This is a genomic window from Rhodoferax sp. GW821-FHT09E07 (assembly GCF_059416145.1).
This window is the reverse complement of sequence record NZ_JBWKOP010000008.1, coordinates 19366-34543: the sequence shown is the minus strand read 5'-3', so window position 1 is coordinate 34543 and position 15178 is coordinate 19366. Positions and strand designations below refer to the sequence as shown.

General features: G+C 65.3%; 15 protein-coding genes. 9 read left to right on the top strand and 6 right to left on the bottom strand.

Translation table 11 applies throughout. From position 1 onward, the window contains the following. Window positions 1-41: 41 nt before the first annotated feature. Genes AC07OE_RS16285 through AC07OE_RS16275 form a run of 3 tightly spaced genes read left to right on the top strand, consistent with a single transcriptional unit; the run spans window position 42 to window position 3869 of the window. A complete protein-coding gene (locus tag AC07OE_RS16285; protein WP_495071628.1) occupies window positions 42-1658 on the top strand; it encodes a methyl-accepting chemotaxis protein in 1617 nt (538 codons plus the stop codon). A 34-nt stretch (window positions 1659-1692) separates the two neighbouring features. Then, on the top strand, window positions 1693-2646 hold the full coding sequence (locus AC07OE_RS16280; RefSeq protein WP_495071627.1) for an ornithine cyclodeaminase family protein: 954 nt from the start codon (window positions 1693-1695) through the stop codon (window positions 2644-2646). Continuing rightward, the gene (locus tag AC07OE_RS16275; protein WP_495071626.1) at window positions 2643-3869 is read left to right on the top strand and encodes a D-amino acid dehydrogenase; all 1227 of its coding nucleotides are present in this window, start codon (window positions 2643-2645) and stop codon (window positions 3867-3869) included. The genes AC07OE_RS16280 and AC07OE_RS16275 overlap by 4 nt, the downstream gene beginning before the upstream one ends. A 101-nt stretch (window positions 3870-3970) precedes the next feature. On the opposite strand, the gene AC07OE_RS16270 is transcribed toward AC07OE_RS16275, so the two are convergent. Beyond that, window positions 3971-4441 (bottom strand): SRPBCC family protein, encoded by a 471-nt coding sequence (locus tag AC07OE_RS16270; RefSeq protein ID WP_495071625.1) that lies wholly within the window; start codon window positions 4439-4441, stop codon window positions 3971-3973. A gap of 112 nt (window positions 4442-4553) precedes the next feature. Here AC07OE_RS16270 and AC07OE_RS16265 point away from each other — a divergent pair, with 112 nt between their 5' ends. After that, window positions 4554-4964 (top strand): DUF3052 domain-containing protein, encoded by a 411-nt coding sequence (locus AC07OE_RS16265; protein WP_495071624.1) that lies wholly within the window; start codon window positions 4554-4556, stop codon window positions 4962-4964. A 15-nt stretch (window positions 4965-4979) separates the two neighbouring features. On the opposite strand, the gene AC07OE_RS16260 is transcribed toward AC07OE_RS16265, so the two are convergent. Next, window positions 4980-5471, bottom strand: coding sequence for a 3'-5' exonuclease family protein (locus AC07OE_RS16260; protein ID WP_495071623.1), 492 nt, complete (start codon window positions 5469-5471; stop codon window positions 4980-4982). Between the two features lie 133 nt (window positions 5472-5604). On the opposite strand from AC07OE_RS16260, the gene AC07OE_RS16255 reads away from it, so the two are divergent. The 3 genes from AC07OE_RS16255 to AC07OE_RS16245 are packed head-to-tail and all read left to right on the top strand — an operon-like array spanning window position 5605 to window position 8236. Next, the gene (locus AC07OE_RS16255) at window positions 5605-6486 is read left to right on the top strand and encodes a DUF808 domain-containing protein (protein WP_495071622.1); all 882 of its coding nucleotides are present in this window, start codon (window positions 5605-5607) and stop codon (window positions 6484-6486) included. Window positions 6487-6504: 18 nt separating this feature from the next. Beyond that, window positions 6505-7428: a DMT family transporter gene (locus AC07OE_RS16250; RefSeq protein WP_495071621.1), complete on the top strand. Its 924-nt coding sequence runs from the start codon at window positions 6505-6507 to the stop codon at window positions 7426-7428. Between the two features lie 13 nt (window positions 7429-7441). Further along, complete coding sequence (locus AC07OE_RS16245; protein WP_495071620.1) at window positions 7442-8236, top strand: SDR family oxidoreductase; 795 nt, start codon at window positions 7442-7444, stop codon at window positions 8234-8236. Between the two features lie 3 nt (window positions 8237-8239). On the opposite strand, the gene AC07OE_RS16240 is transcribed toward AC07OE_RS16245, so the two are convergent. After that, window positions 8240-9151 carry a helix-turn-helix transcriptional regulator gene (locus tag AC07OE_RS16240; protein WP_495071619.1) on the bottom strand — a complete coding sequence of 304 codons (912 nt, stop codon included), beginning with the start codon at window positions 9149-9151 and terminating at the stop codon, window positions 8240-8242. Between the two features lie 203 nt (window positions 9152-9354). Between AC07OE_RS16240 and AC07OE_RS16235 the strand changes: the two genes are divergently transcribed. Next, a complete protein-coding gene (locus AC07OE_RS16235; RefSeq protein ID WP_495071618.1) occupies window positions 9355-10554 on the top strand; it encodes an MFS transporter in 1200 nt (399 codons plus the stop codon). Here the strand turns inward: AC07OE_RS16235 and AC07OE_RS16230 are convergent. Further along, window positions 10543-11445 (bottom strand): DMT family transporter, encoded by a 903-nt coding sequence (locus tag AC07OE_RS16230; protein ID WP_495071617.1) that lies wholly within the window; start codon window positions 11443-11445, stop codon window positions 10543-10545. The two genes, AC07OE_RS16235 and AC07OE_RS16230, sit on opposite strands and share 12 nt — an antisense overlap. A gap of 105 nt (window positions 11446-11550) precedes the next feature. Here AC07OE_RS16230 and AC07OE_RS16225 point away from each other — a divergent pair, with 105 nt between their 5' ends. Continuing rightward, window positions 11551-12546 carry a quinone oxidoreductase family protein gene (locus AC07OE_RS16225; RefSeq protein WP_495071616.1) on the top strand — a complete coding sequence of 332 codons (996 nt, stop codon included), beginning with the start codon at window positions 11551-11553 and terminating at the stop codon, window positions 12544-12546. On the opposite strand, the gene AC07OE_RS16220 is transcribed toward AC07OE_RS16225, so the two are convergent. After that, the gene (locus AC07OE_RS16220; protein ID WP_495071615.1) at window positions 12543-13469 is read right to left on the bottom strand and encodes a hypothetical protein; all 927 of its coding nucleotides are present in this window, start codon (window positions 13467-13469) and stop codon (window positions 12543-12545) included. The genes AC07OE_RS16225 and AC07OE_RS16220 overlap by 4 nt on opposite strands. 44 nt (window positions 13470-13513) lie before the next feature. Then, window positions 13514-15175, bottom strand: coding sequence for a Na/Pi cotransporter family protein (locus AC07OE_RS16215; RefSeq protein ID WP_495071614.1), 1662 nt, complete (start codon window positions 15173-15175; stop codon window positions 13514-13516). Window positions 15176-15178 lie beyond the last annotated feature (3 nt).

Below are 15178 nucleotides of genomic sequence, written 5' to 3'. Positions count from 1 at the left end.
ACCGCTGGCATCAACAAAAAAACTGTCGTTAGGAGTGCCCCATGTTTCTCATTCAGCTCATCAGCATCCGTTCCCGCTTTTACCTCGTGCTGGTCGCCGTGTCTTTGTCCCTGGTGGCGCTGGGCGTGTGGGGCTGGGTGTCGGGGGCGCAGCTGCGGACCAGCACCACGGTGCTGTTCACCCAGTCCAATGCGGCGGCAGCCGATATCGCCGTCTTGCGCGAATCACTGAGCCGCGTGCGCCGCTGGGAGAGCGCCATCGTGGCCATTGGCAACTCCAACGCCGAACAGGTGGACACGCTCATCGCGCGGTGGCGGCAGGAGATTGCGCGTGCGCGCGACACCGCAAATGCCATTCGCCAGACCCATGAAGCCAACGCCGCCATTACCCAACTGCTCGGCGCACAGCGCCAGCAACTCGAAACCTATGCCACCCTCATGGAGCCCACGCTAACCCAACTGCAGGCAGGGGTGATCGACAGCATTTCCGCATTGGCCACATCGGCCAAGGCAGACATCCTCTTTTTGGGCCTGGAGGACAACACCCGCAAGTTGGTGGAGGCTCTGCAGGCAGAGGAGGTGGATGCACGCGAAGCCATGGCTGCACAGGCCAGTGCAGCCTCCTTGTTGCGCCTGGGGCTGGTGGGTATCACGCTGCTGATCTTTGTACCCCTCATGTGGTTCACGCTGCGCTCGGTTTGTCAGCCGCTGGACCGCGTGGTGGCCATTGCCAGCCGCATAGCCGCCGGCGACCTGAGCCAGTCCATTGTCATCACCGGGCGCGACGAAACCGCACAACTGCTGCAGGCCGTTGCCGCCATGCAGGCGTCCCTCAGCGGTGTGGTGGGCGATGTGCGCGAAGCCGCAGAGTCCATTCGCCTGGCCAGCGCCGAAGTGGCCAGCGGCAACCTGGACCTGAGCAACCGCACCGAGCAAACGGCCAGCGACCTGCAGCGTTCCGCCGCCCTGGTGCGTGCCCTGACCCTCACTGTGCAACAGTCGGCCGAATCGGCCCAGCGCGCCAACCATTTGGCGGCATCGGCCGCCACGGTGGCGGGGCAGGGTGGGGCGGCGGTGTCGCAGGTGGTGGACACCATGCGCGGCATCCACCAGAGCGCGCACAAGATCGCCAGCATCATTGCGGTGATCGACACCATTGCCTTCCAGACCAACATCCTGGCGCTGAACGCCGCGGTGGAGGCTGCGCGTGCGGGAGAGCAGGGCCGCGGCTTTGCCGTGGTGGCCAGCGAGGTGCGTAGCCTGGCCACCCGCTCGGCAGAGGCGGCCAAGGAGATCAAGGCCCTGATCGGCGACAGCGTACATGGTGTGGAGGCCGGTTCGCAGCTTGTCAGCTCCGCAGGGCAGACCATGTCCAGTATCGTGGCTTCGGTGCAGCGGGTGACTGAAGTCATTGCCGAGATCAGCGGCGCTGCGTCCCAGCAGAGCGAGGGCATGGCCCACATCAACACCACGCTGGGAGAGCTGGACCAGATGACCCAACAGAACGCCGCCCTGGTCGAACAAAGCGCTGCGGCGGCGGAGAGCCTCCAGGGCCATGCCGAAAAACTCACCCGCGTGGTGGGCACCTTCCGCCTGGCCTTGCCACCGGCCACGGCGCAGTCGCTGGCGCTGGCGCTGGCGCTGGCGCTCTCGCATTGATCAGCCCCACTGCCACCTTCAAGGAATCTGCACCATGAAACTTCTTCATCTGGATGACAAAACCATTTCCAGTCTGCTCGACTATCCCGCTGTGGTGGACATCCTGCGGTCATCGTTTGAAGACCTGGCCGCAGGCCGCGCCCAGGTGCACCCGCGCCAGCGCACGGACGCTGGCGGCTTTCGCCTGAGTTCCATGGGCGCGGTGTGGGGCGCACGCAAGGTGGCAGGTCTGAAGGTCTACCTCACAGTGCAGGGACAGTTCTCCTTCCTCATCACCTTGTTCGACCTGGAGAGCAACCGGCCACTCGCGGTGCTGGACGGGGCTGAGGTCACCAAGTTCCGTACCGCTGGCATCACCGCCATGGTGGCCAGTCAGGCCGCACGCAAGGGCGCGAAACGACTGGCGCTCGTGGGGGCGGGCTTTCAGGGCCGGGCACAGGCGCGGGCCTTGTGCCACTTCTTCCGCTTTGAGGAGATCGCCGTGGTCGACCCGGTGGTGGACGCTAAGTGGTGCACCCAGCTGGCATTGCACAGCGGTGCCCGGGTGCGCGTGAGCAGCGCGGAGGCCGCGGTGCGCGAGGCCGACATCGTGGTCACCGCTACCCGCTCTGCCACGCCGGTGTTGGACGGTGCCTGGCTCAAGCCGGGAGCCTTTGTATCGGCCGTTGGCACCAGCACCCCCAAGGCGCGTGAGCTGGACGACACCACACTGTCGCGCGCCCAGCGCATCATCGTGGAATGGGCGCCGCAGAGCTTGCAGGAGGCGGGAGAGCTGGTGCTGTGGCAACCCGCGTCTGGGTCGGAGCGTGACAAGGTGGTGGATCTACCCACCTTGTGTGCAGGCACCCAGCCCTGGCGCGCGGCAGAGGACGACATCATCGTGGCCAAGTCCGTCGGGGTAGGTCTGTCGGATGTGGCATGTGCCTACCTGGCCTACCGCAACAGTGCGCGTGTCTTCCAGGCAGCGCCGCAGGGGGTGGCTGCATGAAGGTATGCGTACTGGGCGCAGGCATTGTGGGGTGTTCTACCGCCTATGAGCTGGCAAGGCTGGGCTACGACGTGCACTTGGTGGACGCGGCCGATGGGCCCGGCCAGGGCACCAGTCTGGCCAACGGTGCGCAGCTGAGCTACAGCTATGTGGAGCCGCTGGCCTCGCCACAAACACTGGCCGGTCTGCCGGGCATGCTGCTGTCCTCCCAGTCCCCCTTGCGCTTCACGCCCCAACTAGACTGGCGGCAGTGGGCCTGGGGTCTGCAGTTTCTGGCAGCCTGCACCCGGCATCAGGTGCAGGCTGGTACGCGCGCGCTGCTGCAGCTGTCGCAGCTCAGCCGGCAGACCCTGTCGGACTGGATGGCGGCCGAGCAGTGGTCGTTCGACTTCGCGCGCAACGGCAAGCTGGTGCTGTGCCGCGATGCCGCGGCCTTGGCGCGGCAGGCACAGCAGGTGGATTTCCAGCGCCAGCTGGGGTGCGAGCAGAGCGTGCTGTCGGCAGACGAATGCGTGGCGCGCGAACCCGCGCTGCAGCACTACCGCAGCCAGTTTGCCGGCGGTGTGTGGACGCCCGATGAGCGTGTGGCCGACCCGCACCAGCTCTGTCTGGCGTTGACCTCCAGTCTGCTGCGCGGGGGCGCCACCGCCTCCTTTCTGACGCGGCTGCAGGGCTTTGTCACACGCCGGGACCGGGTGGTGGCCGTGCGCACCAGCCAGGGCGAGTTACAGGCCGATGCCTTTGTGCTGGCCACCGGTCCTGACGCGGCGCGGCATGCGGCGCAGCTGGGCTTGTATGTGCCGGTCTACCCCATCAAGGGCTACAGCATCACCGTGCCGCTGCGTGCGGGCGGCGTGGCGCCCCGGGTCAGCGTGACCGATCTGTCGCGCAAGACCGTGTTCGCCCCGCTGGGTGGGCGCCTGCGTGTGGCGGCCATGGCCGAGGTGGGGGGCTACGGGCTGGACATTCCGCAGGAGCGCGTGCGGCGCATGGTGGACGCGGTGGATGCCGTGTTTCCCGGTGCCTGTGACCTGGCCTTACCCAGCAGTTGGGCCGGTTTGCGGCCCGCTACGCCCACCTCGGTGCCCATCATCGGGCGGCGCAAGTACCGCAATCTGTTTCTCAACGTGGGCCACGGTGCCCTGGGCCTCACGCTGGCTGCGGGCAGTGCCGCTGCACTGGGGCGAGAGCTACAGCAGGCCCTGGGTACATCCGTGGCTTGACGGCACAGGCGCAAGGGACGACCCCGTAAATCATGCGTTGGCAGCTCCTGTTTTCATAGCGCATTACTTGCGCTATGAAGAAACAAAATCCAGAAGCTGGCTTACGCCTCCCCGCCAAACCGCTTGGTGAGGTTGTCGATGTACTGCTCCACCATCTTTTCAAATTCGGCCTCGGCCACGGGGCCGGCGACCATCTTCATGAGGCCGGGCAGGGGCAGGGTCAGCTCGCCCTGAATCTCCAGCTCCAGCTTGGTGGACTTCTTGTTGTCGGTGATCTTCCAGCTGCCGGACACCAGCGCGTTGCCTTCACCTTTAACGGGGGTCCAGACCACAGTGCCCTTGGCCTTGTTGGACACGTATTTGGAGGCGTACACCGTTTGCAGGCTGATGGAGGCAATGCCGATTTTTTCCATCTCCCAGCGGTAGGCACCGCCGCCCAGGTCCACCAGCTTGTCGACCTTGGGGAAGTGGCTGGCTGAGGTGGGCACGTCCGACAGGACGTCAAAGACCTCGGCGGCCTTGGCCTTCACTTCAAATTCGTAGCCCAGGTTGATCTCTACGGTAACGGCCATGGTGCGTGTCTCCTCGTTGTAGGTGGGTTTGTCGGCGCATGTTACTGCGGTTTACTCTGTGGTCGACTGGGGTGGACTGCCTAGATTGCCAGGTTTGCGGCACACTGGGGCCATGCAAACCCCTGGCTACTCTGGCACCGCCCTGGCCAAGAAACTGGGCATCAAGGAATCGGCCTGCGTCCTGCTGCTGGGGGCGCCTCCCGATTACCTGTCGCTGCTGGCGCCGCTGCCCGAAGACGTGCAACTGGTGGCCCGGGCCACATCGCAGGTGGACCTGGTGCAGGCTTTTGTGACGGAGCGGGACGTGCTGGCAGGACATCTGGCCGCTCTGCGCCAGGCGCTGCGACCGGACGCGGCGCTATGGATATCCTGGCCCAAGAAGGCGTCCAAGGTGCCCACGACCGTGACCGAAGACGTGATCCGTGAATTGGCACTGCCATTGGGCTGGGTGGACATCAAGGTGTGCGCTGTGTCGGAGGTCTGGTCCGGCCTGAAGTTGGTGGTGCGCAAGGAGCTGCGCTAAGGAGTACCTGGTGATCTAGTGCGGTCCGCGCAGGCGCTGCAGCGTGAGCTGCAGCAGCCGTGCGTCGGAGCTGGCGCGGTGGCGCTGGGTGCCGCGTTCGCTGGCAATCTGCGCTTTTACCTGGTGCCACTGGTCGGCCTCCTGCTCGGTTAGCAGGCCGCGCAGGTTCTCCAGTTTGAAGTGCGGACTCATCTCGGCCGCTTCAAACAGGGCCGATAGCCAGGTGTAGTCATTGGCCCAGCCGTCTGAGTACACCGTCTGCCCAGCCAGCTGGGCATTCAGGCGCTGCGCTACTTCGCGCGCGGGCAGGCCGCGGGCCTGTAGCAAGTCGCGCGGGATGCGGTGCAGCGCGGCGGCGGCTTCGTCCCAGTGGGTCCATTCGGGTTCGGGTTGCACCAGCGTGCAATAGGCGTGGCCGTCGGGCAGTACGTAACCCACTTCGATGGGGTAGCTGCTGCGGCCCAGGCCGGAGGCTTCGATGTCCAGCACCGTGGGAGTCTGTGTCATGGGGAGTGTGGCGGCGCCTTGGTCTTGGCCATTGTCCAGCAAGCTTTGCGCCAGAGTTGTACGGGTAAGCACTAAGGGGCATACGCCAAACGGGTGACAATGGGCGCCTCATTGACTTCCAAAGACCCATGCCATGGCCAGCAGCCTTCTTGCCTTGATTGACGACATCGCCACCATCCTGGACGACGTGGCCGTGCTGACCAAAGTGGCTGCCAAAAAGACGGCTGGCGTGCTGGGCGATGACCTGGCGCTGAACGCGCAGCAGGTGGCCGGCGTAAGCGCCGACCGCGAGCTGCCGGTGGTGTGGGCCGTGTGCAAGGGCTCGCTGGTGAACAAGGCCATCCTGGTGCCTGCGGCGTTGGCCATCAGCATTGTGGCTCCGTGGCTGGTTACGCCGCTGCTCATGGTGGGCGGTGCCTTCCTCTGCTTTGAAGGCTTTGAGAAACTGGCGCACAAGTTTCTGCACCGCGCTGAGGACGACCAAGCCCACGAAGAAGCGCTGATGCAGGCGCTGACCGATCCTGGCGTGGACCTGCTGGCACTGGAGAAGGACAAGGTCAAGGGCGCCATCCGCACCGACTTCATCCTGTCGGCAGAAATCATTGCCATCACCCTGGGTACGGTGCAAAGCCAGCCCTGGACCACGCAGCTCACCGTGCTGGCTGGCGTGGCGGTGCTGATGACCGTGGGAGTCTATGGCGTGGTGGCAGGGATCGTGAAAATCGACGACGCGGGCCTCTACCTGAGCCGACAATCCGGTAGTGGTACGCAAGCCCTGGGCCGTGGCCTGCTGCGGGCGGCCCCCATCCTCATGAAGGTGTTGTCCGTGGCGGGCACCGCAGCCATGTTCCTGGTGGGCGGTGGCATTCTGGTACACGGTCTGCCGTTCCTGCACCACCTGCTGGACGGCATGCCTCTGTCCTTTGTGGGCGACGCGGTGGTCGGTGTTGCGGCCGGTGCGCTGGTGCTGCTGGGTGTGGTTGCCGTGCAGCGCGTGATGAAGTTTTTTAAATAGAAAGTGCCTCTGGCCCCCATGAACAGTGCGAAAGCAGCTCCGAAATCCATAGCAACCGGTTTGTTTCTGGCCATCGCGGGGGCGATTGCCTTCAGCGGCAAGGCCATCATCGTGAAGCTGGCGTACCGCTACGGCGTCGATGCCGTCACCCTCATCATGTTGCGCATGCTGTTTGCGCTGCCGTTCTTCCTGGCCATCATCTGGTGGACCGGGCACAAGGCGCGCCGCGCCGGCCAGCCCCTGCCGCCGCTGACTGCGCGGGACACGTGGGGCATTTTCGGCCTGGGGCTCACGGGCTACTACCTGGCCAGCTTTCTGGACTTTGCGGGCCTGGCCTATATCTCGGCCTCGCTGGAGCGGCTCATTCTTTACCTCAACCCCACGCTGGTGCTGTTGTTGGGGCTGGTGCTGTATGGCAAGCGCATCAACGGCGCACAGGCGCTGGGCATGGTCATCAGCTATGCCGGTGTGCTGCTGGTGTTCGGTCACGAGGTGAACCTGGCCGGCCACGATGTGGCGCTGGGCGCGCTGCTGGTACTGGGCAGTGCCATCAGCTACGCCATCTACCTGGCTTACAGCGGTGAGCTGGTGCAGCGCCTGGGTTCGCTGCGCCTGGCCAGCCTGGCCACCAGCGTGGCCTGCGTGCTCTGCATCGCGCAGTTTGTGGTGCTGCGCCCGCTGGACACGGTGGCGGCGCTGGCACCGCAGGTGCTGTGGCTGTCGGTACTGAACGCCACAGCCTGCACGGTGGTGCCGGTGCTGATGGTGATGATGGCGATTGAGCGCATTGGCGCTGGCCTGGCTGCGCAGGTGGGCATGGTGGGGCCCATGTCCACCATCATCATGGGCGTACTGCTACTGGGCGAACCCATGAACCTGTGGGTTGCGGGCGGTACGGTGCTGGTGCTGTCTGGGGTATATGTGGTGAGCCGTAAACGCTGAGGAGGAAAGAGCCATGGATCTGGGAATCAAGGGCAAGTGGGCATTGGTGTGCGGCGCGAGCAAGGGGCTGGGCCTGGGCTGTGCGCAGGCGCTGATGGCCGAGGGCGTGAACGTGCTCATCGTGGCGCGCGGTGCTGAGGCGCTGGAGCGAAGTGCTATGAATTTAGAAGCAGCTTACGCAGTGCGCACGGGGGCTGAAGTGCTTTTTTGTGCACAAGACATTACGACCGAGGCCGGCCGCGCCGCCGTGTTTGCCATGCGCCGTGACTTCGACATCGTCGTGACCAATGCAGGTGGCCCCCCGCCCGGCGACTTCCGCGACTGGGACCGCGAAGCCTGGATCAAAGCGGTGGACGCCAACATGCTCACGCCGATTGAACTCATCAAGGCCACGGTGGACGGCATGGCCGCGCGCGGCTTTGGGCGCATCGTCAACATCACCTCCAGCTCGGTGAAATCACCCATCGACATCCTGGGCTTGTCCAACGGCGCGCGCAGCGGGCTCACCGGCTTTGTGGCCGGCGTGGCGCGCAGCAGCCTTGCGGCCAAGGGCGTGACCATCAACAACCTGCTGCCTGGCAAGTTCGACACCGACCGCATTGCCACCACGGTGAAGGCCGCGGCCGCCAAGACCGGCAAGAGCGTGGACGACATCCGCGCGGCGCAGCAGGCGCAGATTCCCATGGGCCGCTACGGCACGCCCGAAGAGTTTGGCCAGGTCTGCGCGTTCCTGTGCAGCCAGCAGGCCGCCTACATGACCGGACAGAACGTGCTGCTGGACGGCGGGTCTTACCCCGGCACGTACTAGCCGTTAATGCACCGCGGCCGCGGCCTGCGTGCGGTAGGCCTTGGGCGTCATGCCGAACTGCTGGCGGAAGCTGCGGATGAAGTAGCTGGCGCTGGCAAAGCCTGAGCACCAGGCTATCTCTTTCACCGCCGAATCACTCTCCGCCAGCAGGCGTGCGGCGCGCGCCAGGCGCTGGCGCAGCACCACCTGCCACAGGTGTTCGCCCGTGCTGCGGCTGTACAGGTGCGACAGGTAGTCCGCCGTGCAGCCCAGCTCCTCGGCCAGGCTGGCCACCGTCAGGTCGGCCTCGCCCAGCCGGTTTTGCACGGCCACACGCAGCCGGCCCAGCAGGGCGGGCTCGCTGGAGACTGCCTTTTGCGGCGCATCCACCATGCGCGACACCGCCGACAGCGCGGTCAGCACCAGCGCCCGCTGCTGCAACGGCCACAGGCCGTGGGCATCGTCGGCAGGGGGTTTGGCTGCATCGTTCAGCCAGGCTTCGATGCGCTGTGCCTCTACGTGCTGGTAGGTCTCCAGGTACAGATTCCCCGGGCGGCCGGGCTTGGCCTCGTTGGCCAGGTGGATGGACATGCTTTGGTGGTCGGCGTTGATCACGATGTTGGAGAAGGGCTGCAGGTCGCCCCCGGCCACCCATTCGTCGTGCAACAGCTTGGGCGGCATCACCAGTGCCTCGCCCGCTTGCAGCAGCACCTGGCCGTGGGGGAAGCGGAACTCGGTGTGGCCGTGCACCTGCAGAAACAGCTCCGAGTTCAGATGCAGGTGGCCAGCGCCGCGGGTGGTCCAGCCCGGTTGGGGCGGGGGCGACACCATGCGCAGGCTGCCGTTGGCCGCGCGTGCGATGAAGTCCCCCAGGTCCTGGCGCAGGCGCTGGGCCAGGGCAGGGGCGCGCGGGTCGTCGCTGGCGATGGAGGCCACGCTGCAGCAATCGGGTGCTTGCGCGCTACTTAAGAATTTTGCTATTTTTGACATTTTGCTGGTATGGATTCGCGTTGCCTGCCGCGGTGCATGCCCGTACGCTACAGCAATGGGGGAAAAGCCGATTTTGCTGCTTTTCCCCCTTCCTTGTCCAATTGCATGTCACACAAGATAAACCTGATTATTGCCATCGGAGGTGCCGCATGAGCGCCGCCCTCCACGGAACCCCTGCCCAAATCCGCCAGGCCACCTGGGCCACCCGTTCGCTGTTTGCCGCGCTGGGCGTGGTCGCCGGCGCCTGGGGTGTGCACATCCCCTCGGTCAAGGAGATGTATGGCCTGTCCGAAGGTTCGCTGTCCTTTGTGCTGGTGGCGGCTGCATTGGGCACCGTAGCCATGCTGTTCGTGGCAGGCCGCGTCATTGGACGCCTGGGCACACGCAATGCAGTGGCCGTGGCTGGCATGGCCATGGGCTTGATGCTGGCGCTGGTGCTGCACTGGCCCGGCTATGTGCCGCTGCTGCTGGCCACCATGGTGTTTGGTTCCACCATGAGCATTTACGACGTGGGCATCAACACCGAGGGCTCGGCCCTGGAGGCGGCCGGTGGCCGCCCCATCATGGGCGGGCTGCACGGCATGTTCAGTGTGGGCGCCATGTCTGGCGCGGCACTGACCGCGCTGATGCTGCGCGTGGAGGTTCCAGCGGCGTGGCAGCTGGGCGGTGTGGGCCTGGGTGTCAGCGTGTGGATGGTGCTCGCCTCGCGCTGGATGCTGCCTACTGCGCCGCAGACGAAAGAGTCGGCCGAGACCCCGCAGTTCGTCTGGCCACGCGGCGCCCTGCTGATCATGGGCCTGCTGATTTTTGCGGGTGCCAGCGCCGAAGGCGTGATGCAGGACTGGAGCGTTCTCTACCTGAAACAGGAGGTGCTGATGCCCCAGGACCGAGCAGCCATTGGCTACGCCGCGTTTGCGGGTGCCATGGCGGTCATGCGCTTCCTGGCCGACATGCTACGCGCCCGCTTCAGCGAGCGCCTGCTGCTGCGTGGCAGCGGGGTGGTGACGGCGGTGGCCATGGGTATCGTGCTGCTTAGCGGCAGCCCGGCGGTTTCCATCGTGGGCTTTGCAGTCATTGGTGCAGGCCTTGCCATGGTGGTGCCCATCCTGTTCGGTGCGGCCAGCCGGGTGCCGGGCACTACGCCGGCCGCGGCCATTGCGGCGGTGTCGTCCATTGGCTACAGCGGCTTCATGATAGGGCCGCCGCTGATTGGCGCCATTGCCCAGCACGCATCGCTCACCGCGGCCATGGGCGTGGTGGTGGTCACTGCCACCATCCTGGCGCTGAGCGCGCACTACGTTCCCGACAAGCAGCCCACAGGGGCGGCTGGCCAACCCTCACTTGCGTGAGGACAGCACGATGCCGGAGACGATGAGCACAAACGCCAGTGCGTGGTAGGTGCGGGGCGTTTCGCCCAGAAAGGCTGAGGACAGCACGGCTGTGAACAGCGGCGTGAGGTTGATGAAGAACCCCGCCACTGCGGGCCCCGCGCGGGACACACCGGCGCCCCAGGCCCCATAGGCAATCACCGCCGGGCCCACGGCAATGAAGGCCAGGGCGGCGGCCAGGGGCCAGCTCCAATCGATGTGGGCCGCGGTCAGCGCCCACTCTCCACTGGTAAACAACGCTGACCAGCCCAGCCCGAAGACGACCTGGGCGAGCAGAAACTGGGTCCAGTCGGTGCGGATGCTGGCGGATTCCTCGGTGGGGTGCGCCAGCAGCCAGCTGTACAGCGCCCAGGCCATGGAGGCCAGCAGCACGTAAATATCACCCGGCACCAGGCGCAGGTGGGTAATCACCTGCCAGTCCCCCCGGCCCAGCACCAGCACCACGCCGCTGATGGAGAGCAGTGCGCCCAGTAGCTGGCGCCGTGTCACCGCCATCCCGAAGAACAGGCGACCGATGAGCAGCATCCACACAGGCGTGCTGGCGCCGACCAGCGTCACGTTGATGGCGGTGGAGGTGTTCAGCGCCAGGTAGAGCAAGGCGTTGTAGCCACCAATGCTGAACAGGCTCAGGAGCGTGAACCGGCGCCACTGTGGCCACAAGCCGCTATCGCGTCGCAGCACGTTGCCGGCCAGTGGCAGCAAGAGCAGGAAGGCGATGCTCCAGCGCAGCAGGTTCAGCGTCATGGGCGAGACCAGGGGCGCCACAAGGCGACCTACCACCGCGTTGCCAGACCACATGAGGGGCGGAATCACCAGGAGCAGCGCGGCAGTCGGGGTCAGGCGTTGGGTCATGCGGCCACTGTAGCAAGGCACAAATGCCCTCGCTTGCGAGCGGCTGACGCACATTTCTGGCAACATGCCCGCAGATTCCGCCAAACCCTTTCAGGAGCCCTGTCCATGACCGCCATTCCCTCCCGCGCCATCCACATCGCCCAGCACGGTGGCCCCGAACAGCTGCAGCTCGTCAACGTCACCGTGGGCGACCCCGGCCCGGGCGAGGTGCGCATCCGCCACCATGCGGTGGGCCTGAACTTCATTGATGTGTACCAGCGCAGCGGCCTGTACCCGCAGCAGCTGCCGGTGCAGCTGGGTATGGAGGCCGCCGGCGTGATCGAGGCGGTGGGCGAGGGCGTGACGCACCTGAAGGCAGGTGACCGCGCGGCCTACGCCAGCAACCCGCCCGGCGCCTACTGCGAGGTGCGTGTGCTGCCCGCCAGGTGCGTCTGCAAGTTGCCTGACGCCATCAGCTTTGACACCGGCGCGGCCATGATGCTCAAGGGCCTGACCGCGCAGTACCTGCTCAAGCGCACGCTGCCGCAGGGCGGGCTCAACGCCGGGGACTTTGTGCTGTTCCATGCCGCCGCCGGTGGCGTGGGCCTGATCGCCTGCCAGTGGGCCAAGGCGCTGGGCCTGCGCCTTATCGGCACTGCGGGTTCAGATGCAAAGTGCGCCCTAGCCCTCGCCAATGGTGCAGAGTTTGCTATCAATTACGCAGCAGAAGACTTTGCGGCGCGGGTGAAAGAGATCACTGGCGGCAAGGGCGTGAAGGTGGTGTACGACAGCGTGGGCAAGGACACCTGGGACAAGTCGCTGGACTGCCTGGCGCCGTTCGGTCTGATGGCCAGCTTTGGCAATGCCTCCGGCCCGGTGGCGCCGTTTGCGCCGGGCATGTTGGGGGCCAAGGGGTCCATTTACGTGACGCGGCAGACGCTGTTCACCCACATCGCCACGCGCGAGGCTACGCAGGCCATGGCGGACGATCTGTTTGCGGTGGTGCAGAGCGGTGCGGTGAAGATCCACATCGCCCAGCGCTACACGCTGGAAAACGTGCAGCAGGCCCACCGCGACCTGGAAGCCCGCCAGACCACGGGCTGCACCATCCTGACGCTTTAGAACAGGAAGCCGGCGGACAGCACCTGTTCGCTCATCCACAGCTTCTGGTCGGCGGTGCCCTGGTACACGGGCACGCCCTTCAAGACGCCGTAGGCGAACTTCTGCGTCAGTTCCAGGAACATGCTCTTGTAGACGCGGTAGCGCACGCCCACTTCCACGCCGGCGGTCCAGCCGTTGACCTGCCACCAGTCGTTGCTGTTGAAGCAGCAGATGTTTTCGTTCTTGGGCCCCACCTGGTTGGCTTTGCCCAGGATGGTGTTGTCCGCATGCGGCAGCAAGATGCCCGCGCCCACACGGCTGATCAGTTGCAGATCACCTGGCTTGCGCTCGGGGCCGGCCAGGTGGCGCAGCCACACGGCATTGATCATCACGTGGTTCAGGCCGTTGTGCAGCGCGTAGTTGAAGTTCTGCGAATTCAGCACCATGCTGCTGGCTGCGGGGTTACCTCCGATGGTGCCGCTCACATCGGCGGTCTGGTCCGCGTCCACGTTGTACTTGCTGTGGTCCAGCGAGAACTCGATGGCAAAGGTCTTCTCCTCGTTCATAAACTTGCCGATGCGCAGGTTTTCCTGCGGGTTGGTGAAGTCCAGATTGAACAGGGAGTTGATGGTGTCGGGAATGCTGGACGGAAAGTCGCTGCCCTTGGCGTTGTGCACCGTGAAGTCATTGCCCTGGCTGGGCTGGGACACATGGATATCCGACGGCGCGTACTGCTGGCGGCTGTAGCCCCAGGAGAAATACCAGTTGCCGTCCTGGTTCAGTGCGCGGTCCACTTTGGCAGACGTGGCCGAGTTGGCGCTGGCAGCGGGCGTTGCGTCCGCCGGGGTGGCGTTTTGCGCCAGCACCACACTTTGGGCCAAGGCAGCGGAGCCCGCGGCCCACAGGGCCGCAGCGGCCAGGGAATGTTTGAACAGGGTTTGCATAGGTGAATTTTGGTGCGGTGACAGCAGTGGCAACGGTTTGGCGCCTATTTTCCCACCAGCGGGTCCTGGGCCGAGCGCAGGCGGTTGGGCGCCAGTTCGCCGGCCGAGTCCAGGATGGGGTAGGCGATGGAGCAGATGTGGGAATTGATGCGCTTGAGGTCGCTGATCAGGTCCAGGTGCAGCGAGCTGGTTTCGATGCTGGAGAGTGTGTTGTCCGACAGGCGCTCGATGTGGGTGGCGGCATATTCGCGCTCCAGATCGCGGAAGCGGGTCTTCTCTTCCAGCAGGCGGCGCGCGTCACGCACATTGCCGTTAAGGAATACGCTCATGCCCAGGCGCAGGTTGTCCACCAGGCGGCCGTGCAGCTCGCAGATTTCGCACATGCCCGCTTCGGAAAACTCGCGGCCCTTGTTGATCTTCTTGTCTTCCACATCCTGGATCACGCGTTCGATGATGTCGCCGATCTGCTCCATGTTGATGGTGAAGCTGATGATGTCGGTCCAGCGCTTGGCTTCGTTGTCACCCAGTGCCTCGCGGGAGATCTTGGTCAGGTAGTACTTGATGTCGCTGTACAGCGCGTCCACCGTGTCGTCCATGTGGCGCAGTTCGCGTGCCAGTTCCTGGTCGTTGTTGCGGATCACGTTCAGGGCACCCAGTAGCATGGTTTCCACCACGTCGGCCTGGTGCATGGCCTCGCGCACCGCGCAAGAGATGGCCAGCGAGGGCGTGGCCAGGGCCGACGCATCCAGGTGCCGCTGGCGTCCGGCCACGGTGGTTTGCGTGGGCTTGGGCAGCCAGTGCTCCACCCAGCGCGCAATGGTCTGGGTGATACCGATGAAGAAGGTGCCTACCGCCAGGTTGAAGGCCAGGTGGAACACCACCACCAGTGTGGCCGTGTCAGCCAGGTAAGGGCTGGCGTAGCGCACCCACAGGCCCACAAACGGCGCGGCCACCGCAATGCCCAGCACCTTGAACACCAGGTTGCCCAGTGGCACCTGGCGGGTTTCGATATTGGCGCTCAGCGTGGTCAGCACGGCCAGTGCGCCGCTGCCCAGGTTGGCACCCAGCACCAGGCCCAGTGCCACGTCCACCGGCACCACGCCCGACGACGCCAGTGTGGCTGTCAACAGCACGATGGCCAGGCTGGAATACGACACCAGGGCCAGCGTGGCGCCCACGGTGATTTCCAGCAGCAGGTCGCTGGTCAGCGTGCCCAGCAGCGCCTTCACCGGCGCGGCCTGGATCAGCACATTGGCCGACTGTGTGACCAGGCGAAGCGCCAGCAGCATCAGGCCCAGGCCAATGAGCACGCGGCCCACACGGCCCCAGGTGGTGGACTGGCGCGAGATAAACAGCACCACGCCCACAAAGATGAACAGTGGCGAGAGCCAGGACAGGTCCCTCGAGAACACCACGGCCATCAAGCTGGTGCCAATGTCGGCGCCCAGCATCACGGCCAGTGCCGAGGGCAGGCTCATGAGGCCCTGGCCCACAAAGGCCGAGACGATGAGCGCGGTAGCGGTGCTGGACTGCACCACGGCGGTAACGCCGATACCGGAAACCGCCGCCGTGAAACGGTTGCTGGTGCTGCGTGCCAGGATGCTGCGCAGGTTGGCCCCAAACACCCGCAAGATGCCGGTGCGCACCAGCTGGGTACCCCACACCAACAGGGCAATGGCGGCAAACAGGTTCAGCAGGTGGGTCAAGCG